At 68.1% G+C, this 18,530-nt stretch carries 19 protein-coding genes; 11 read left to right on the top strand and 8 right to left on the bottom strand.

The genetic code is table 11. The features are described 5' to 3' along the window. Nucleotides 1-19: 19 nt before the first annotated feature. The 3 genes from ACE11G_RS16245 to ACE11G_RS16235 all read left to right on the top strand — a co-directional run bounded on the left by ACE11G_RS16245 (nt 20) and on the right by ACE11G_RS16235 (nt 4,083). Nucleotides 20-1,327 (top strand): acetyl-CoA C-acetyltransferase, encoded by a 1,308-nt coding sequence (locus ACE11G_RS16245; protein WP_045537214.1) that lies wholly within the window; start codon nt 20-22, stop codon nt 1,325-1,327. A gap of 208 nt (nt 1,328-1,535) precedes the next feature. Further along, on the top strand, nt 1,536-3,224 hold the full coding sequence (locus ACE11G_RS16240) for a VanW family protein (protein ID WP_375003083.1): 1,689 nt from the start codon (nt 1,536-1,538) through the stop codon (nt 3,222-3,224). Nucleotides 3,225-3,306: 82 nt separating this feature from the next. After that, nucleotides 3,307-4,083 carry an SDR family NAD(P)-dependent oxidoreductase gene (locus ACE11G_RS16235; protein ID WP_039867696.1) on the top strand — a complete coding sequence of 259 codons (777 nt, stop codon included), beginning with the start codon at nt 3,307-3,309 and terminating at the stop codon, nt 4,081-4,083. 63 nt (nt 4,084-4,146) lie between these two features. On the opposite strand, the gene ACE11G_RS16230 is transcribed toward ACE11G_RS16235, so the two are convergent. Continuing rightward, entirely contained in the window at nt 4,147-5,622 is a 1,476-nt protein-coding gene (locus tag ACE11G_RS16230) for a malate:quinone oxidoreductase (RefSeq protein WP_222110870.1), read from the bottom strand. Between the two features lie 91 nt (nt 5,623-5,713). Between ACE11G_RS16230 and ACE11G_RS16225 the strand changes: the two genes are divergently transcribed. Together ACE11G_RS16225 and ACE11G_RS16220 are read left to right on the top strand one after the other, a co-directional pair. After that, the gene (locus ACE11G_RS16225; RefSeq protein ID WP_045537220.1) at nt 5,714-6,613 is read left to right on the top strand and encodes a LysR family transcriptional regulator; all 900 of its coding nucleotides are present in this window, start codon (nt 5,714-5,716) and stop codon (nt 6,611-6,613) included. Between the two features lie 23 nt (nt 6,614-6,636). Continuing rightward, nucleotides 6,637-7,152 (top strand): glycine cleavage system protein R, encoded by a 516-nt coding sequence (locus ACE11G_RS16220; protein WP_006897035.1) that lies wholly within the window; start codon nt 6,637-6,639, stop codon nt 7,150-7,152. Between the two features lie 14 nt (nt 7,153-7,166). On the opposite strand, the gene ACE11G_RS16215 is transcribed toward ACE11G_RS16220, so the two are convergent. Further along, entirely contained in the window at nt 7,167-8,399 is a 1,233-nt protein-coding gene (locus tag ACE11G_RS16215) for an MFS transporter (protein ID WP_045537222.1), read from the bottom strand. A gap of 93 nt (nt 8,400-8,492) precedes the next feature. Here ACE11G_RS16215 and ACE11G_RS16210 point away from each other — a divergent pair, with 93 nt between their 5' ends. Beyond that, nucleotides 8,493-8,801 carry a helix-turn-helix transcriptional regulator gene (locus ACE11G_RS16210; RefSeq protein WP_006897033.1) on the top strand — a complete coding sequence of 103 codons (309 nt, stop codon included), beginning with the start codon at nt 8,493-8,495 and terminating at the stop codon, nt 8,799-8,801. Nucleotides 8,802-8,811: 10 nt separating this feature from the next. On the opposite strand, the gene ACE11G_RS16205 is transcribed toward ACE11G_RS16210, so the two are convergent. The 3 genes from ACE11G_RS16205 to ACE11G_RS16195 form a co-directional block, all read right to left on the bottom strand. After that, on the bottom strand, nt 8,812-9,867 hold the full coding sequence (locus ACE11G_RS16205; protein ID WP_006897032.1) for a zinc-dependent alcohol dehydrogenase family protein: 1,056 nt from the start codon (nt 9,865-9,867) through the stop codon (nt 8,812-8,814). Between the two features lie 146 nt (nt 9,868-10,013). After that, the gene (locus tag ACE11G_RS16200) at nt 10,014-11,855 is read right to left on the bottom strand and encodes an acyl-CoA dehydrogenase (protein WP_006897031.1); all 1,842 of its coding nucleotides are present in this window, start codon (nt 11,853-11,855) and stop codon (nt 10,014-10,016) included. A 182-nt stretch (nt 11,856-12,037) separates the two neighbouring features. Further along, a complete protein-coding gene (locus ACE11G_RS16195; protein ID WP_006897030.1) occupies nt 12,038-12,805 on the bottom strand; it encodes a deoxyribonuclease IV in 768 nt (255 codons plus the stop codon). Between the two features lie 144 nt (nt 12,806-12,949). Here ACE11G_RS16195 and ACE11G_RS16190 point away from each other — a divergent pair, with 144 nt between their 5' ends. Then, nucleotides 12,950-14,137, top strand: coding sequence for a phosphatase PAP2 family protein (locus tag ACE11G_RS16190; RefSeq protein WP_375003077.1), 1,188 nt, complete (start codon nt 12,950-12,952; stop codon nt 14,135-14,137). Here ACE11G_RS16190 and ACE11G_RS16185 read toward each other — a convergent pair. After that, nucleotides 14,097-14,318 (bottom strand): hypothetical protein, encoded by a 222-nt coding sequence (locus ACE11G_RS16185; protein WP_006897028.1) that lies wholly within the window; start codon nt 14,316-14,318, stop codon nt 14,097-14,099. The genes ACE11G_RS16190 and ACE11G_RS16185 overlap by 41 nt on opposite strands. A gap of 75 nt (nt 14,319-14,393) precedes the next feature. Further along, a complete protein-coding gene (locus ACE11G_RS16180; protein ID WP_045537229.1) occupies nt 14,394-15,236 on the bottom strand; it encodes an acyl-CoA thioesterase domain-containing protein in 843 nt (280 codons plus the stop codon). Nucleotides 15,237-15,260: 24 nt separating this feature from the next. Between ACE11G_RS16180 and ACE11G_RS16175 the strand changes: the two genes are divergently transcribed. Then, entirely contained in the window at nt 15,261-15,860 is a 600-nt protein-coding gene (locus ACE11G_RS16175) for an HdeD family acid-resistance protein (protein WP_045537231.1), read from the top strand. A gap of 6 nt (nt 15,861-15,866) precedes the next feature. Here the strand turns inward: ACE11G_RS16175 and ACE11G_RS16170 are convergent, their stop codons facing one another. Beyond that, complete coding sequence (locus ACE11G_RS16170; RefSeq protein WP_045537233.1) at nt 15,867-16,436, bottom strand: hypothetical protein; 570 nt, start codon at nt 16,434-16,436, stop codon at nt 15,867-15,869. 100 nt (nt 16,437-16,536) lie between these two features. On the opposite strand from ACE11G_RS16170, the gene ACE11G_RS16165 reads away from it, so the two are divergent. The 3 genes from ACE11G_RS16165 (at nt 16,537) to ACE11G_RS16155 (ending at nt 18,492) form a co-directional block, all read left to right on the top strand. Continuing rightward, nucleotides 16,537-17,436, top strand: coding sequence for a cation diffusion facilitator family transporter (locus tag ACE11G_RS16165; RefSeq protein WP_006897024.1), 900 nt, complete (start codon nt 16,537-16,539; stop codon nt 17,434-17,436). A 46-nt stretch (nt 17,437-17,482) separates the two neighbouring features. Continuing rightward, entirely contained in the window at nt 17,483-17,875 is a 393-nt protein-coding gene (locus tag ACE11G_RS16160) for a DUF5709 domain-containing protein (protein ID WP_045537234.1), read from the top strand. A 68-nt stretch (nt 17,876-17,943) separates the two neighbouring features. Further along, nucleotides 17,944-18,492, top strand: coding sequence for a TetR/AcrR family transcriptional regulator (locus ACE11G_RS16155; protein WP_006897022.1), 549 nt, complete (start codon nt 17,944-17,946; stop codon nt 18,490-18,492). The last annotated feature ends 38 nt before the right edge of the window (nt 18,493-18,530 follow it).

Raw genomic sequence — 18,530 nt, 5'->3', positions numbered from 1 at the left:
AGACTCTCCAGGAGAAGTTGTGGCCTCGTACACGCCCCGCCAGCCGGAAACCCGTCAGCAGCGCCCGGTCGCCATCCTCGGCGGCAATCGCATTCCGTTCGCGCGTCAAGACCGCGCGTACGCGACCGCGAGCAATCAGGACATGTTCACCGCCGCCCTCCAGGGGCTGGTCAGCCGTTTCAGCCTGCAGGGCGAGAAACTCGGCATGGTCGCCGGCGGCGCGGTGCTCAAGCATTCGCGTGACTTCAACCTCATCCGCGAGTCGGTGCTCGGTTCGTCGTTGTCGCCCTACACCCCGGCGGTGGACGTCCAGCAGGCGTGCGGCACCGGTCTCCAGGCCATTCAGATCGTGGCCGACGGCATCGCCGCAGGCCGCTACGACGTCGCGATCGGCGGCGGCGTCGACACCACCTCCGACGCCCCGATCGGCGTCTCCGAGGACATGCGCAGGCAGATGCTCGAGGTGAACCGGGCCAAGAGCACCGTGGACCGGATCAAGGCCGCACTCGGTCTGGCGACCAAGCTGGGCATCGAGATCCCGCGCAACGGCGAGCCGCGCACCGGCCTGTCGATGGGCGAGCACGCCGCCATCACCGCCAAGGAGTTCGGCATCAGCCGCGCCGAGCAGGACGAGCTGGCCGCCGCCAGCCACCAGAAGATGGGCGCGGCCTACGACCGCGGCTTCTTCGACGACCTCATCACCCCGTTCATGGGCCTCACCCGCGACGAGAACCTCCGTCCGAACTCGTCGGTGGAGAAGCTGGCCACCCTCAAGCCGGTCTTCGGCGTGAGCCTGGGCGACGCCACCATGACCGCGGGCAACTCCACCCCGCTCACCGACGGCGCGTCGGCCGTCCTGCTCGCCACCGACGAGTGGGCCGCCGAGAAGAATCTCCCGGTGCTGGCCTACCTGCGCGACACCGAGACCGCCGCGGTGGACTACGTGAACGGCCCCGACGGGCTGCTCATGGCACCGACATACGCGGTCCCCCGCCTGCTGCAGCGCAACGGCCTCACCCTGGCCGACTTCGACTTCTTCGAGATCCACGAGGCTTTCGCCTCCGTGGTCCTGGCGACCCTGCAGGCGTGGGAGTCGGAGGAGTACTGCACCGAGCGTCTCGGCCTGGACGGGGCGCTGGGCTCGATCGACCGCAGCAAGCTCAACGTCAACGGCTCCTCGCTGGCCGCCGGGCACCCGTTCGCCGCCACCGGCGGCCGGATCATCGCGCAGGCCGCCAAGCAGATCAAGGAGAACGGCGGCGGTCGTGCGCTGGTGTCGATCTGCGCCGCGGGCGGCCAGGGCGTCACGGCCATCGTCGAAGGCTGATCCCCGCATCGGATCGCAGGCCCCGGTCGGCCGCCGCACGGCGCTGACCGGGGCCTGCGATCATCGATGAGAACTCCGAAGTTTTTTCCGCGGATGTGTAACGCCCCCGCACCCGCCACCTATAAACCGGATAGCTCCGGCTGAACCGCCAGACCCCCGACCCGGCGGTTCAGCCGGAGCTCTTGTTCCCGGCTAGGATTCGACAGTTGTGACCTCTTCCGACGATCGCTCCGATCACCGCCGGTGGGTCGCCCGCGCGCTCATCGGTGCGCTGCTGCTCGTCGGCGCGATCTTCGGGATCGACGCGATCCTCACCCACGGCCACACGGCCCGCGGCGCACACATCGCCGAGTTCGATCTGGGCGACCTCACCGAAGATCAGGCGCGCGCGAAGCTCACCGGACTGACGGTGGCCGCACACAGCCCGGTCTCGGTGCGCACCGACTCCGGCTCGGCGCAGATCGATCCGGCCGCGCTCGGTGCCGACTTCGACGTCGAAGCAACGCTCGCGCGCCTCATGGACCAGCCGCGCAATCCCTGGGATCGATTCCTCGGCATGATCGGCCTCTCCCGCGATGTGGCCCCGGTCGTCTCGCTCGACGACGCCGACTTCAACGCGGCGCTCGACGAGCATCGGGAGTCGCTCGAGAAGGCGGCCGTCGAGGGCGGTGTCCATTTCGACGGTCTGCAACCGGTCGGCGACTTCCCGTCCAAGGGACTGCGTATCAAGCGCGAGGCCGCGAAGCAGGCCATCGCCGACAACTGGCTCAGCGGTCACCCGATCGACCTCGAGATGGAGCCCTTCTCGCCGACCGTCTCGGCTGAGACGGTTCAGGCCACACTCGACGGGCCGGCCCAGAACGTGACGGCGTCGGCGGTCCCGCTCGCCGGACGCGGAGCGCGAGTGATCGTCTCACCGCGGGAGGCGGGCGCGCTCGTGTCGTTCGTGCCCGACGGCCGCGGCGGTCTGACCCCGCACGTGGATCCCAAGAAGGCGCGGGAAGTCCTCGGCGACCGCGCAGCCAAGACCGAGTCGACCCCGGTCGATGCGAGTTTCCGGCTGACCGGCGGCGCGCCCGTAGTGGTGCCGTCGTCCGACGGCGCCGCGGTCGACTGGACCCGGACAGCCGCCGAGATCGAGAAGCTGGCTGTCTCCGCCGACTCCCGGTCGGGTCGGGTGGCCTACAAGATCACCCGACCCAAGGTCGACACGAAGCGGGCGAAGAAGCTGGGGGTGAAGGAAGTCGTGTCCGAGTTCACCACCGGCGGGTTCAGCGGACCGTCAGGGGAGAACATCCGGCTCGTCGCCGAAGAGGTGGACGGCGCGCTGGTGCTGCCCGGCCAGACCTTCTCGCTCAACGGTTACACCGGACCGCGGGGGACGGCCCAGGGCTACGTCGAGTCGGGGATCATCGATCACGGCCGTCCGTCCGAGGCGGTCGGCGGCGGCATCTCGCAGTTCGCCACGACGCTGTACAACGCCTCGTACTTCGCCGGGCTGGAGGACGTCGCCCACACCGAGCACAGCTACTACATCTCGCGCTATCCCGAGGCGCGCGAGGCCACTGTGTTCGAGGGCGCCATCGATCTGCAGTTCAAGAACAACACGCCGTACGGAATCGTCATCGACACGTCGTGGACGCCGTCGAGCATCACCGTCCGGATGTGGAGCACCAAGACGGTCGAGGTCCAATCGGTGACGGGCGACCGCACCGATCCGACCTCACCGACGACCGTGGAGGTCCCGGCGGGGCAGAGCTGTGTGCCCAGCAGCGGTCAGCCCGGCTTCACCGCGTCCAACACCAGGATCATCCGCAGTCTCAAGACCGGCCAGGAGACCTACCGGCACACCCGGACCGTCAAATACGACCCGGAACCGGTGGTCCGCTGCCGCTGATCGGCCCTGCGGAAGCCGCGGACTGAAACGTGTTTCAGCCCCGGCGCTGTGCTGCCGGTCACCGGCAGATATGCTCCCCGACATGGATATCAATGGAGCAAGTGCAATCGTGACCGGAGGTGCCTCGGGCATCGGCGCCGCGACGGCTCGCCGGCTCGCCGCGCGGGGCGCCAAGGTGGTCATCGCCGACCTGAAAGCCGAGGACGGCGAGGCCCTGGCCAAGGAGATCGACGGCGTCTTCGTCGCTGTCGACGTCACCGACACCGCACAGATCGAGGCGGCGGTCAACAAGGCTGTCGAGCTCGGACCGCTGAAGGCCGTGGTCAACTCGGCCGGTATCGGCTGGGCCCAGCGCACCATCGGCCGCGACGGCGAGTTCGCCTCGGCGCACAACCTGGACCTCTACAAGAAGGTCATCGCGATCAACCTGATCGGTACCTTCGACACGGTCCGCCTCGCCGCCACCGCGATGAGCCGCAACGAGCCGAATGCGAACGGAGAGCGCGGCGCCATCGTCAACCTCGCATCCGTCGCGGCCTTCGACGGCCAGATCGGCCAGGCCGCGTACTCGTCGTCGAAGGGCGGCGTGGTCGGCATGACGCTGCCGGTCGCCCGCGACCTGTCGGCGGCGGGCATCCGCGTGAACTGCATCGCCCCCGGCCTGATCGACACCCCGATCTACGGCTCGGGTCCGGAGTCGGAGGCGTTCAAGGCCAAGCTCGGCGAGAGCGTGCTGTTCCCGAAGCGACTGGGCGTGCCGGACGAGCTCGCGTCGATGGTCGAGGAGCTCATCACGAACTCGTACATGAACGCCGAGGTGGTCCGCGTGGACGGCGGCATCCGGATGCCACCGAAGTAGAGTCTCCGCACCGGATCGACGCCTGCGACGGCCCCGCACGAATGCGGGGCCGTCGCTCGTCTTTCAGCGGTGCTCGGCCGGCGGTCGCAGCCGCAGTGCGCGGGCGGTCTCGGCCGTCGCGCGGCGCACGTCGTCGTGGGTCCACTCCTCGACGCGCAGATCGGGCACTGCCGCGTGCAGGTCCTCTGCCCACCGCTGCGACCATTCGGCGGGGAAGGCGCGTCGGAGCAGATCGATCATGATCGGCACGGCCGTCGATGCACCCGGCGATGCGCCGAGCAGTCCGGAGACCTGCCGGTCGGCGCTCACGATCAACTCGGTGCCCTGCTGCAGCACTCCGGCGACTCCCGGGCCGGGCGTGACGAGCTGCGCGCGCTGGCCGGCGTGCACCAGGGTCCAGTCCGCGTCGCGGGCCTCGGGGAGGTACCGCTGGAGCTGTGCGAAGCGTTTCGCGCGCCCCGCGAGCAGTTCGGAGACGAGGTACCGGACGAGATCCAGGTTCGTCGCCGCGGCCGACATCACGGTCCACAGATTCCGCGGATGCAGTGTGGCGAAGAAGTCCCACAGGTGCCCACCCTTGAGCAGCCGGGTGCTGAACGTGGCGTACGGGCCGAACATCAGATGGTCGCGGCCGCGAACGGTCCGGCGATCCAGATGCGGCACAGACATCGGCGGGGCGCCGATCGGGGCCTGCCCGTAGACCTTGCCGTCGTGCCGTGCGACCACCTCCGGCGCGTCGCACCGGAGGAAGGCCGCTCCGACCGGCAGCACCCCGTAGCGGCTCACCTCGTCGAGCTTCGCTTTCTGCAACTGCCGCAGGGCCTGTCCGCCCGCGCCGACGAAGACATGCCGAGCGCGGATGCGGAAGCGGCCCGCCCGACCGCGGCCGGTGACGGTGGACCGGCCGTGAGCGTCGCGGGCGATCCGGCGCACCCGATGGCCGAACAGGACCTCGGCACCGGAGGTCTCGAGCAGACCCGTCGACAGCGCCCCGAAGTCGACGTCCGTCCCGTCCGGATGCCGCGTGGCGGCGATCGGTCCGGGCGCGCGACCGTCGGTCACCAGTGGGGCCCATGCGCCGACGGTCGCGGGATCGTCGGTGAATTCGAGGCGGTCGAAGAGCGGCGACCGGCGCAGTGTGGCGTGACGGCGCCGCAGGTAGTCGGTGTCCCCGTCGAAGACGACGCTCAGGTGCCCGGTGGTGTGGATGAACGACGCGGGGTCGAGCCCGCCGGCCGCTGCCAGATGTGCCCACCATTCGCGGGTCAGGAGGAACTGCGCCGCGATCGATTCGGCCTTCGCGGAGTCCTCCGGGTCGGGCATGTAGTTGAGTTCGCAGAAGCCCGAGTGACCGGTGCCCGCGTTGTTCCACGGATCGCTGCTCTCGGTTGCGGCGCGATCGGCGGCTTCCAACACCACCACCGACCACTCGGGTTCCAGGTGACCGAGCATCGAGGCCAGGGTGGCGGACATGATGCCCGCGCCCACCAGGACGACGTCGGCGTCGGGAAGGTCGACGGCTGCGTTACGGATTCTCATCGGGCTCTCCTTCGCGTCGAGGTGACGTATTCGATGCTCGTCCGCCGCTAATGATCCGTCTAATGTCATTCGGCTGGAATATGATCCGATTGTGCATGAATGGACCGGGGAGCTGTCCCCTCGACTGCGCGCGCTGACCGCACTCGAATCCCACGGCGGTTCGATGACCGCCGCGGCGGCTGCGCTCGGCGTCTCGCAGAGTTCGATGAGCAGGCGCCTGCACGCGCTCGAAGCGCAGATGGGCGTTCCGTTGTTGATCAAAGACGGACGCAAGGTGCGGTTGACTCCGGCCGCGCTGTCGTTGGTCGCCGATATCCGCGCACCGCTCGCCGCGCTCGAACACGCTGTGGAGCGCGCGGTCGACGCAGGAGACGGGAGCACCGGATCGGTTCGTTTCGGCTTTCCGCTGACGATGGGTTCCGGCGAGGTGCCCGAACTTCTGGCGGCCTTCCACCACCGCAATCCGGGGATCCGCCTGGAGCTCAAACAGGCTCACGGCGCACAGTTGGTGGCCGATCTGCGGTCCGGGGAGCTCGATCTCGCGATCACCATTCCGCTCGCGCACGAGGTGGAGCACGCGATGGTCGGCTCACAGGAGATCGTCGTGGCGGTACCCGAGAATCACTGGAGTGCGCGGCGTTCCTCGGTGGCGCTCGCGGAGCTGTCGGGCGAAGACTTCATCGCGAACCCGGAGACGTATCACCTGCGGCGCGCGACGCAGGAGTGGTGCGCCGCGGCGGGATACACGCCGAGGGTCGCGATCGAGATCACCGAGTTCGCGACCGCCCGCGAGTTCGTCGAACGAGGTCTGGGCATCGCGTTGCTGCCGCGGGCCGGGCGCCCGATCGCCGGCGTGGCCGAGGTCCCGGTGGCGCCGGAGACGCTGCGCCGCGACATCGGGCTGGCCTGGGCCTCGACGATCCGTACGCCGGCCGTGGAGAGATTGAGCCGATTCCTCCGGGAGAACCTGCCGGTGCGACCGCCCGCGTGAGCATTCCCCGATACGCTTCGACCATGCGGAATCTGGTGCTGTCGGTGATCGGGGACGACCGTCCGGGGCTGGTGTCGGCACTCGCCGATGCGGTCGCCGCGCAGGGCGGCAATTGGGAGCGCAGTCAGCTGGCACAACTCGCGGGCAAGTTCGCGGGCATCGTCGTCGTGGCGGTTCCCGACGAGCGCGCCGACGCACTGATCGCCGCGGTCACCGGACTGGACGGGCTGCTGGAGGTGGCGGTCCATTCGGCGGACGGCGCCGAACCGAGCACCGCCGATTGGCCGGCGCTCACGATCGGACTGCTCGGGAACGATCGTCCCGGCATCGTTCACGAACTCTCGGCGGCGCTGAGCGCCGGCGGGGTCTCGATCGAGAAGATGACGACCGGCACCCGGGAGGCCCCGATGGCCGGTGGGATGCTGTTCGAGGCGGAGTTGGAGGTCCGGCTGCCGCCGAATGTCGACCCCGCGCGCATCCGTGCCGATCTGGAGCGGATCGCGGAGGAACTGCTCGTCGATCTCGGCATCGAGGGCTGACGGGTCCTTCCGCCCTAGGCACCGGCCGCGGGCACCCGATCCGGCCGACCGCCCCGGAGGCCGAGCACCGCTGCCGTGAAGCACGCCAGGGCCACGGCACCGGCGAACCACGGGAACACCTCGGCGGTTCCGTACGACGACGACAGCGCCCCGGCGATGACGGTCGGAACGCCCATCGCCAAGTAGCCGAGCAGGTAGTACGCGCTCATCACCCGGCCGCGCGCATCCGCGGGCGTGACGTCGTTCAGATGCCGCAGAGACCCTCCGAACGCCAGACCGAAGGCCGCGCCGAGCACGATGGAATCGACGATCACGAATGCCGTCGACCCGGTGTGCAGCGCCCAGATCGCCGACAGCAGTGCGACGATCATCCCCAGGTCGCCGGTGATGGCGGCGGTGCGGGGATCGAGCCGGCCGCCCACCCACTGGGACGCCGCGGAGGCCGCGGCCATCACGGCCACGACGACGCCGACGAAGATCACCGACGTGTGGCCGGTGGCGTGCTGGGTCAGCGCGGGGTAGAGGCTCAGGAAGACGCCGAGGACCGACCACGCCGTCATGATGCCGATTCCGGAGAACCAGAAGTCGGAGGTGATCTCCTTCGGGATCGACGGACGCTGCAGGCGGATGCGGCCGCCGGTGCGTTCGGTGTGCGGTTCCACGAGTGCGATCACGGCGACGAGCATCACCACGACCACGGCGCCGACGATCGCGAAGGGCACGCGCAGCGGGTTCGATGCCCACTGCGCCGCGGCGGCGGCACCGAAGACGGTGATCGTGATCCCCACGTTGAGGGCGATACCGCTGGCCATGCCGTTGCGGGCGCCGTCGCGCGGTCGGACGTCGAGCAGTGCCGCGCCCGCCACCACGGTGATGGCACCGATCGCGCCTCCGTGCAGGAAGCGGGCGATCATCAGCTCCCACGCATTGGTGGCGATGAGGAACAGGCCGAGTCCGGCGAGGATGGAGATCAGTGCGGCGATGAGCACGGGTTTGCGGCCCACGGCGTCGGAGACCGGGCCCACGGTCAGCGCCGATCCGAGCGCGCCGATCGCGTACACCGCGAAGACGATGGTGATCGTCAGCGGGCTCATATGCCATTCCGACTGGTAGATCGGATAGAGCGGCGACGGCAGTCCGGAGCAGCCCAGTGCCAGCGCGAGAAGCGCGAGCAGGAGCAGGTACGACCACGCCTGCGGATGCGTGGTCCGCTCCACCGGTCGGTCGGTGACGGTGCTGCTGGTCATGGCGTCCTCGAGTATGTTTGATAGAGATCGAACAGTGACGACAGTACCGCAACTGTTCGACAACCATCAAACTGTTTTCGAGGAGGTGGACCCGTGACGGGGACGACTGCGCGGTTGGACGTCGCCGACCTGCACGCGGTGCTGAGCGCGTTGGCCGATCCGGTCCGTCTGGAGATGGTGCGGCGGTTGAGCCGCGCGGGCGCGCCCGTCTCGTGCGCCGGGTTGTACGACACCGTCACGAAGGCCACCGCGAGCCATCACTTCAAGATCTTGCGCGAGGCGGGCGTGATCGAGCGCCGACCCGCCGGCCAGGGAGCCGAGTACGTGCTGCGCGACGCCGAGATGGAAGCCGCCTACCCGGGACTGCTGACCGCGGTGATCGCGGCTGCGAACGCGCGGTAGCGGATCGTCGCTACGCGGTGAGCACCACCTTCAGCGCCTTGGTCTCCGCGGCGCGTTCGAAGACGTCATAGGCGTCCATCATGTCGTGCAGTGCGAACCGGTGGCTGATGAACACGTCCGGGTCGATCTTCCGCTGCGCCACCATCTTGAGCAGGGTGCCGAGGGTGTCGGTGTTCACCAGTCCCATCGTCATCGTCACGTTGGTGATCCAGAGATCCTGCAGCGGCAGGTCGACGCCGGTGCCGTGCACTCCGACGTTGGCGACGTGTCCCGCCGGGCGCACGATGTCCAGGCACATGTTCCAGGTCTGCGGCACTCCGACCGCTTCGATGGCGACGTCGACGCCGAGGCCGTCGGTCATCGCGAGGATCTGCTCGCGCCAGTCGTCGTCGGACGATACGACGCCGTCCGTGGCGCCGAACCTGCGGGCCTGCTCGACGCGGCCTGCATCCACATCGACGGCGATGACGCGGCTCGGGCCGTAGAGTCCCGCCGTGGCGATCGCGGCCAGGCCGACGGGGCCGGCACCGATGACCGCGACCACGTCCCCGGGCTTCACCGCGCCGTAGCGGACGCCGATCTCGTGACCGGTCGGAAGGATGTCCGAGAGGACGACGCCCTGTTCCGGACGCATGGTGTCGGGCAGCCGGTACACGGAGGTCTCCGCGTAGGGCACACGGACGTACTCGGCCTGCGTCCCGTCGATGAGGTGGCCGAAGATCCAGCCGATCCCCGAGGTGCCCTCGTCGCCGAGGCAGTGCGAGAACACGCCCTGCTTGCAATAGGCGCACTTACCGCACGCGCTGATGCAGGAGATGATCACCTGATCGCCGACAGACAGCGTGGTCACCGCCGCGCCGACCTCGGTGATCGTCCCGACGCCCTCGTGGCCGAGGATGCGTCCCGGCGTGACAGCGGGGACGTCGCCCTTCAGAATGTGCAGGTCGGTGCCGCAGATCGTCGTCGCGTCGATCTTCACGATGACATCGGTGGGCGCCTGGATCCGAGGTTCGGGCACGTCGTCCCACGACTTGTTCCCGGGCCCGTGATAGACGAGTGCTTTCATTGCCTCGCGCTCCAATCGGACGAAGTTCCCCCGATCCGACCGTAGACCGGATCCGGTGACGAGAGAACCCCGCCGGGAAACTGGCTGCTCCCGGCGGGGTCCCTGCGCTTGCGCCGGTCGGAGTGGACCGGATCTGAACCGCCCGATCAGAACGCGGCTTCGTCGAGCTCCATCAGGTCGTTGTCGACGTTGTTCTCGACGATCTGGCGAACGGAGGTCAGCAGCGGCAGCATGTTCTTCGCGAAGAACACACCCGAGGCCACCTTGCCCTCGTAGAACGCCTTGTCGTCACCGGAGGCACCGGCGTCGAGCGCGGCCTGCGCGACGACGGCCTGACGCAGCAGCAGCCAGCCGATCAGCAGATCGCCGACGGCCATCAGGAAGCGGACCGACGCGGTGCCGATCAGGTACAGCTGCTTCGGATCCTCCTGCGCGCTCATCAGCCAGCCGGTGAGCTTGGCGGCCATGGCCTGGACGTCCTCGTTGGCGGTCTTGAGCAGTGCGCGCTCGGCCGCAAACTGTTCGCCACCGTTGCCCTGGCCGTTGTCGATGAAGTCCTGGATCTGGCCTGCGACGTGGGCCAGTGCCTGGCCCTTGTCGCGGATGATCTTGCGGAAGAAGAAGTCCTGCGCCTGGATGGCGGTGGTGCCCTCGTACAGCGAGTCGATCTTCGAGTCCCGGATGTACTGCTCGATCGGGTAGTCCTGCAGGAAGCCCGAACCGCCCAGCGTCTGCAGGGACTCGGTCAGCTTCTCGTAGGCACGCTCGGAGCCGACGCCCTTGACGATCGGGAGGAGCAGGTCGTTCACCTTGTGCGCCATCTCGGCGTCCGCGCCGGAGACGATCTTCGCGGCGACGGCGTCCTGGTGCGACGCGGTGTACAGGTACACGGCGCGCAGACCCTCGGCGTAGGCCTTCTGGGTCATCAGCGCGCGGCGCACGTCCGGGTGGTGCGTGATCGTGACGCGCGGAGCGGCCTTGTCGGTCATCTGCGTCAGATCGGCGCCCTGCACGCGCTGCTTGGCGTAATCGAGAGCGTTGAGGTAGCCGGTCGACAGCGTCGAGATGGCCTTGGTGCCGACCATCATGCGGGCGTGCTCGATGACGTCGAACATCTGGGCGATACCCTTGTGGACCTCGCCGACGAGCCAGCCCTTGGCCGGGGTGCCGTGCAGGCCGAAGCTGACCTCACAGGTGGCCGAGGCCTTGATGCCCATCTTGTGCTCGACGTTGGTGACGAAGGCGCCGTTGCGCTCGCCCAGCTCGCCGGTCTCATGGTCGAAGTGGAACTTCGGAACGAAGAACAGCGACAGACCCTTGGTGCCCGGTCCGGCGCCCTCGGGGCGGGCCAGGACCAGGTGGAAGATGTTCTCGGTCATGTCCTGGTCGGCCGAGGTGATGAAGCGCTTGACGCCCTCGATGTGCCAGGTGCCGTCTTCCTGAAGGGTGGCCTTGGTGATGCCCGCGCCGACGTCCGAGCCGGCGTCCGGCTCGGTCAGGACCATGGTGGCGCCCCAACCGCGCTCGGAGCAGATGGCGGCCCACTTCTTCTGCTCGTCGGTGCCGTTGTCGTAGAAGATGTTCGAGAAGCCCGAACCGGCGGCGTACATGAACACCGGCGGGTTGGCGCCCAGGATCATCTCGCCGATCGCCCAGTACAGCGAGCGGGGTGCGGGCAGGCCGCCGAGTTCCTCGTCGACGCCGACCTTGTCCCAGCCGGCCTCGATCAGGGCGTTGTACGACTTCTTGAAGCTGTCGGGAATGGTGACGCTGTGGTCCTCCGGGTTGAAGACCGGGGGATTGCGGTCGGCGTCCGCGAACGAGTCGGCGATGACGCCCTCGGCGAGGTGCTTGACTTCGCGGAGCATGTCGACCGCGGTGTCGTGGTCGAGGTCGCCGAACTCGCCGGAGGCGAGGACCTCGTCGAGCTTGTACATCTCGAAGAGGTTGAAGTGCAGATCGCGCAGGTTGGACTTGTAATGGCCCATGGTTTTCCTTACTCGCTGTTCTAGAAGTTCGTTTCCCGGGGGCGTGGCTCCGGTGGCTGACTCGGTGCCGACTATGTTACTTGCCGGTAACTATTGACAGCGTACCGCTAGCCGTTCAGACGGACAATATGAGTGCGGTGTGGCCCCGCTAACAAATGCAAGCGGACGGCGCCCGGTGCCCGTCAGAGCGATCGCAGATACGCCAGATCGTCGGGAATGCCGTCGGCGGGCGTCTCCAGCACACCGGGTGCACCGGCGGTCTTCATCAACTCGGCGAGCACCTCCGCATCGATCTGGCCGGACTCGAGGTTGGCGTGCCGGTCGCGGCCCGAGTCGAACTCGTCACGCGAGTTGTTCAGATGGATCAGATCGATCCGGCCGGTGATCGACTTGATCCGTTCCACGAGGCCGACGAGGTCTTCACCGCCGGCCCAGGCATGGCAGGTGTCGAGGCAGAACCCGGCCTCGGGGAAGTCTCCGACGGCGTCCCACAGGCGCTCGATCGACTCCAGTGTCCGGGCCATCGCGTGATCGCCGCCCGCGGTGTTCTCGATCAGGATCGGCACCCCGAAGCCGCCCTTGTCCGCCTGTCGTTCGAACAGCTTGCGCCAGTTGGCGAATCCGTCGGCCGCGTCCTCCCCGTCCTTCAGATGGCCCCCGTGCACCACGAGGCCGATCGCGCCGAGGTCGGCGGCCGCCGCGGCCTGCTGCTCCACAGCCTTGCGTGACGGCATCCGCAGGCGGTTGTTCAGGCTCGCCACGTTGATCTGATAGCTCGAGTGCACGACCACGTCGATCGGCGACTCGCGGATCTGCTCGGCGTGCGGATGCGGCTCGGGCTTCTTCCAGCTCTGCGGATCGGTGACGAACATCTGGAAGATGTCGATCCCGAGTTCCTCGGCGGTGGCGACGGGGTTCTCGTCCTGGCGAAGATGGGCTCCGACTCGCATGAACCCAGCCTATCGTCTGGCCGACCGCCTCCGGGGTGGCCGCAAGGAAGACATCCGGTGCACTGACAGCCAGTTCCCGGAGAACTTCTATAGAGTTCGCCATGGACGGTGGCACCGTCCTCGACTGGGGCAGGAGGCTCGGGCGTGAGCGTGGACACGGCGTCGCCGGGTACGGCGGGTGGATCCGACCCCGACCCAGACGATCCTCCCGCCGGTGCGGACTCGATCCCGGATCTCCCCCCGGACGACGCGCCCATCGAAGTCGTCGAGGAGAAGGTGCGCGACTTCCGGTTGCTGCGCCGGATCCTGCTGACGATCTGGGCGGTGAGCCTGGCCGTCTACTTCTGGCGGTACGGCATCGCCGCAGACCGGACGAGTCTCATCTTCTTTCTCGCGTTCGGGATGGCGGCCGCCACCATCGGGCGCCGTCGCGTCAGCACCGTGCTGATCGACTGGCTGCCCTTCGTCCTGATCCTGATGCTCTACGACTGGACCCGGAACATCGCGGTGTGGCTCGACATGCCGACGCACTGGCAACTCGCGCCGGACGTCGACCACTGGATCTTCGGGACCAACCCGACCGTCTGGCTTCAGTCGCATCTGAAGGAGTCCTCGCCGCCGTGGTGGGAGGTCATCACCAGCGCGGTCTACATGTCGTACTTCATCGTTCCGTACGCGACCGCCGCGGTGCTGTGGGTGCGCGATCGGGCGCTGTGGCGCCGGTTCGCCGCGTGCTTCATCGCGGTGAGCTTCCTCGGCCTGGTCGGTTACACGCTGGTCCCGGCGGCGCCGCCGTGGGCGGCGGCCCGCTGCACCGTCGCGCAGGTCGCCGACAGTCCGCACGATCCGCCGTGCATGTACCGGGCCGACGTCGAGGTGCCCGGCAACCTGCTCGGTGAGGTGCATCCGGAGAATCCCGGCGCCGAACCGTACGTGGAGCGGATCTCCGACCGCGGCTGGAGTGTGATCGGCTTGGACATGGTGCTGCGAGCGGTCCGGTTCGGTCAGACGAAGTCGAATCTCGTCGCCGCGATCCCGTCCCTGCATGCGGGACTGACGATGCTGCTCGCGCTGTTCATTTGGCCGCGAACGCGCTGGTTCGGCAAGACGATGTTCATGGGGTACGCGCTCACCATGGCGTTCGCGCTGGTCTACAGCGGCGAGCACTACGTCTTCGACATCCTGCTCGGCTGGGGCCTCGCCGGAGCGGTCTTCGCGGCCTATTGGCTCATCGACACCCGGTACATCCTCCCGCGCAATGCGCGCCGGCGGGCGGAGAGAGCAGACGCGGCTAAGCAGGAGCGTCGAGATACGGCTCCGTCTCAATCGTGATCGGCACCCCCGCGGCGATCAGCAGCCGGCACTCGGCCTCGCTGTCGGGGTAGAGGTTGAGCCACTCGTGGCCCGCGCTCCCGTCGGCGTAGACCTTGTCGAGCGCGCGGTGAAGGCGGGCTTCCGTCTCGCGATTGATGATGAAACGACGATCACCGTACCTGAGATACCTGTTCGTCACGACAGCCTCCGGAAATAGCTCGCTGTGACTTAGAACACTACTCGCCCAGGTGTGGTCGCCGCCGGTTCTCCCGGGTCAGCTCAGTTCGGGGGCCCGGTTGGTGTACGGCTTCACGGTCGTGAAATCGATCATCGCGCGGGTGTTGTCGACGGCGGTCACCATTCCCACCCCGAACTGTCCGTGCTCGTCGTACAGGTTGGCGGTGCCGACGGAGACGCCCGCGTTCTCGATGTGCGAGTCGGCCTCCACGCCGACGCGGACGCCCTCCGGCAATCGGGCGACCGCGACGGTCAGATCGCAGTTGATGAACCCGATACCGCCGTCGCCGATGTTCGTGACCAGGCTCGTCGACTCGGCGGCGATCACCGCGCGCTGGAAGGGCGTCAACTCCTCATCGGGGACGGCGTTGAACGGCCTGCTCCAGATCGTGAGCCGCTCGGAGTTCTGGTACTCGCCCATGTCGTTGGACCACGTCCCGCCCTCGGTCCGGAACCACGGCCGGTAGCCGTCACCGGCGTCGGCGGGCGGGGTGAAGGTCCGCTCCCGCGCGGGGCGCTCCCATCGCTCGCCCGGCGGATTCGAACCCGTCTTCAGGAACACGACGTTGCCGCGCGCGACGAGGATCTCGGCGTCGCCGTCGTACTGCCGTACCGACACCTCGATGACCCGGATGCGGTGACCGTCGCGCAGGACGGTCGTGGTGGGCACGGTGGGCAGCCGTCGTGCGCTCTTGAACAACTCGAGGGTGAACCGTGCGGGAGTGAAATCGGCACTGCCGCCAGCGTTCTCGGCGGCGCGGGCGGCGATCGCGCAGACCGACGGTCCGTTCAGCGCGTCCGGGCCCCACAGTCCCACCGCATACCCGGTGGGGTCGTACCGACCGGCGCCGTCGACGGTGAAGAAGGCCTTATCAGTCATAGGTCTGCACGCTACGCTGCGTGCATGACCACTCAAGCATCGCCGTCGGTTCTCCCGAACGACGCGGTCGGCGCCGTGCGGACCTTCGTCATCTTCTCCTCGCTCGTCGGAATCGCGCTGGGCATCGTCGCGCTCGTCTGGCCCGCCGCGACACTGGCCGTGATCGGTGTGCTGTTCGGCATCTCGCTCATCGTCGCCGGGCTCTTCCGGCTCTTCGTCGCCTTCGCGCTGACCCGGGCGACCGCGGGGACCCGGCTGCTCCTCGGCGTGTTCGGCGGAATCGTGCTCGCCGTCGGCGTACTCGCCACCATCAACCCGTCCAAGTCGCTGGTGCTCCTGGGTGTCTTCATCGGCATCGGATGGATCATCGGCGGTCTGCAGGATCTGCTCGGGTCGCGCTTCACGGTCACCATGGCGCCCCGCTGGTTGGTGATGCTCTCGGGTGTGGTCTCGGTGCTCGCGGGTATCGCGATGATCGTGCTGCCCGCCGTCTGGACCCTCTCGACCATCCTGTGGATCCTCGCGGTGCTGCTCATCGTGGTCAGCGTCGTCACGCTGTTCACCGTGCCGGGCAAGGTCAGCGCGCTGGCCGCCAGGATCGAGCGTGAGGAACCGGTGATCTGACCGAGCTCAGCCGGTGAGCGCCAAACCGTCCAGGGTGAGGGTCGGCTCGGCGTCTGCGTGTTCCGCGAGCCGTTCGGCGACGGCGCCCAGCACCGCCAGCAGTTCGTCGGTGTGCGCGATCGGGACACCGTCCACCCGGCCCCGCCACACCATCTCGGCCGGTCGGGCGTCGGGGACGACGGCCGCCGCGCCGATGAGACGGCGCGCGCCCGGCGCGTCCGCATCCCACATGGCGTCGGCGGTGGTCAGATACAGTGCTGTGGCCGGTCGCAGGTCGTGGCGGTGCACCATCGCCCACGCCCAGTGTTTGGCGACGTCGACCGTCACCTCCTGACCGCGACCGAGCGTGCGCACGTACTTGCTGTGCAACTCGCTGCACAGGAGGTCGGCGTCGTCCCACATCTCCAGCATCGACATGCAGCGGACGCTGTTGTGGAGTGCCTCGAGGTACTTCACCGAATACGGGCCCTCGCGGCGTGAACGGATCTCGCGGAGCACCGAGAAGCCGGCGAGTGCCGTGCTGAACTCGCCGGAGTCGTAGTCGGCGCGGGCCTGGTCGTTCAACTCGTCGAGCATGCTTCAATGCTCCCCCTGTGCGGAAGAATCCGCAGCGTAATGCCGACTTTCCGTGGCGTCGGATGGTGCGCGACCCGCCGGCGTGCGGGATGATTCCGGTGTGGTGGAACAGACACGGGACCTGACCAGGTGGGCACTGCTGAGCATCGTGACGGCGATCGTGGTGATCGCGCTGAAGATGGTCGCGTGGTGGATGACCGGATCGGTGGGTCTGCTCTCCGACGCCGCCGAGTCGGTGGTGAACCTCGTGGCCGCCGTGGTGGCGTTCATCGCCCTGCGCATCGCGGCGAAGCCGGCCGACGACGAGCACAACTTCGGTCACGTCAAGAGCGAGTACTTCTCCGCGGTGGTCGAAGGAGTGATGATCGTGGTGGCCGCGATCGTCATCATCGTGACGGCCGTCGACCGGCTGCTCAATCCGCGTGACCTCGAATCGGTGGGCGTCGGTCTGGCGGTCTCGGTGCTGGCGTCGGTGATCAACGCCGCGGTGGCGTGGCAGCTGATCCGCGCGGGCCGACAGCACCGGTCGCTGACGCTCGAGGCCGACGGCAAGCATCTGATGACCGACGTCTGGACCACCGCGGGCGTGATCGCCGGAGTCGCGGTGGTGGCACTCACCGGCTGGACGATCCTCGATCCGCTCATCGCGATCGCCGTCGCGGTCAACATCGTCTTCGTCGGCTACCGCTTGGTGCGCCAGTCGACGCGCGGGCTGATGGACTCGGCGGTGCCCGATGCCGAACGCGCGGCGATCGACCGGGTCCTCGACCGATTCCGGGGCGACGGCGTCGACTTCCACGACGTACGCACGCGCGAGGCCGGCCATCTGCGATTCGTCCAGCTGCACATGCTGGTGCCGGGCCAATGGACCGTGCAGCGCGGACACGACCTGCTCGAGGAGGTCGAGGCCGCGCTGCACGATGAGGTCGAGGACCTCGTACCCACGATTCACCTGGAACCGATCGAGGATCCGCGCAGCTACGAGCCGTGGCGAAGGTAGCGGAGAACACGTCCACGCGCGGACGCCGAAGCATTAGCCTGGAAGTATGAGCGCTCGTGATTCGTACGAAGGTGGCGAGTACGACCAGGACGACACCGATCAGTTGCAGCCGGCGGACACTCTCGCCGACAGCGAACTGTCGGACGTCCTCGACCGCGGTTACTCGCCGCCCGACTACGCGCCTGCATCCCACGAGCACGACTGTCTCGACGAGAGACTCGCTGAAGAGGTGCCCGACGTCGGCTATGCAGACGAGGACGGCGACCCGGACTTCCCAGAGCGCGACGAGGTCGGCGACCGGCGGGCGGGGCGATTGATCGCGCCGGACGAGGGCGTCGGTCCGGATGTGGACAACCAGTTGCTCGCGACCGACGCCGGCGTCGACGGCGCGGGCGCTTCGGCCGAAGAGGCGGCCATGCACTACATCGACGAGGAGTGAGTGATTCTCGTCCAATCGAGACGAGACATCCGCCCGGAACGGTAGTGGGATTCGATACCGTTCAACCCATGGATCGTGACCGGTTGGTGGAAGTGGGCGTCGCACTGGTGTCGCGCTTCGGGGCCAAAGCCCTCAGCCTGACCTCGGTGGCGCGGCAGGCCGGCGTCGCACGCGCCACGGCCTACCGCATGTTCGGCGGGCGCGATGCGCTCGTCGCCGCGATCATGGCGCGCGAACTCGAGCAGCTCCGGACGCAGCTGCGGGTGTGGGGTGCCGATCAGCCCGACCCCGGCGAGCGGATCCGTGAACGCGTCCGCGGCAGCCTCGCCTACATCCGCGAGCACGAGGCGCTGCAGTACGTCCTCCGGAACGAACCCGAGGAAGTGGTGCGGGCCCTGATCACCACGCACGATTCCGAGCGGCCGTCGCTGATCGAGATGATCGTCGACGCCACGGCGCCCGATGTGCAGGACGACGAGGCAGCGGTGCTGTACCCCGACCCCCGCGCGGGCAGCGAGTTCATGGTCCGCGTGGTGTACTCCTGCATGCTCGTCCCCGACAGCGTGATGTCCGACGACGAGATCGCCGAAATGGTGGTGCGTGCCGTCGTCCGGTGACGGGCCGGAGGCGGCCGGTCCGAGCAATGCGTCCCGAC

It is taken from the genome of Gordonia sp. PS3, from assembly GCF_041950545.1.
Classification (GTDB): Bacteria; Actinomycetota; Actinomycetes; order Mycobacteriales; family Mycobacteriaceae; genus Gordonia; species Gordonia sihwensis.
Note: the sequence above shows the minus strand (reverse complement) of the source record. Positions and strands in the feature narration are given on the sequence as shown.

Excerpts from the sequence above, each read along its gene's own strand:
- ACE11G_RS16215 (WP_045537222.1), bottom strand. The coding sequence starts at position 8,399 with ATGACCAGCAGCACCGTCACCGACCGACCGGTGGAGCGGACCACGCAT.
- ACE11G_RS16200 (WP_006897031.1), bottom strand. The coding sequence starts at position 11,855 with ATGGGCCATTACAAGTCCAACCTGCGCGATCTGCACTTCAACCTCTTC.
- ACE11G_RS16230 (WP_222110870.1), bottom strand. The coding sequence starts at position 5,622 with ATGAGAATCCGTAACGCAGCCGTCGACCTTCCCGACGCCGACGTCGTC.
- ACE11G_RS16180 (WP_045537229.1), bottom strand. The coding sequence starts at position 15,236 with ATGACTGATAAGGCCTTCTTCACCGTCGACGGCGCCGGTCGGTACGAC.
- ACE11G_RS16235 (WP_039867696.1), top strand. The coding sequence starts at position 3,307 with ATGGATATCAATGGAGCAAGTGCAATCGTGACCGGAGGTGCCTCGGGC.
- ACE11G_RS16175 (WP_045537231.1), top strand. The coding sequence starts at position 15,261 with ATGACCACTCAAGCATCGCCGTCGGTTCTCCCGAACGACGCGGTCGGC.
- ACE11G_RS16195 (WP_006897030.1), bottom strand. The coding sequence starts at position 12,805 with ATGCGAGTCGGAGCCCATCTTCGCCAGGACGAGAACCCCGTCGCCACC.
- ACE11G_RS16160 (WP_045537234.1), top strand. The coding sequence starts at position 17,483 with ATGAGCGCTCGTGATTCGTACGAAGGTGGCGAGTACGACCAGGACGAC.
- ACE11G_RS16170 (WP_045537233.1), bottom strand. The coding sequence starts at position 16,436 with ATGCTCGACGAGTTGAACGACCAGGCCCGCGCCGACTACGACTCCGGC.
- ACE11G_RS16220 (WP_006897035.1), top strand. The coding sequence starts at position 6,637 with ATGCGGAATCTGGTGCTGTCGGTGATCGGGGACGACCGTCCGGGGCTG.
- ACE11G_RS16205 (WP_006897032.1), bottom strand. The coding sequence starts at position 9,867 with ATGAAAGCACTCGTCTATCACGGGCCCGGGAACAAGTCGTGGGACGAC.
- ACE11G_RS16155 (WP_006897022.1), top strand. The coding sequence starts at position 17,944 with ATGGATCGTGACCGGTTGGTGGAAGTGGGCGTCGCACTGGTGTCGCGC.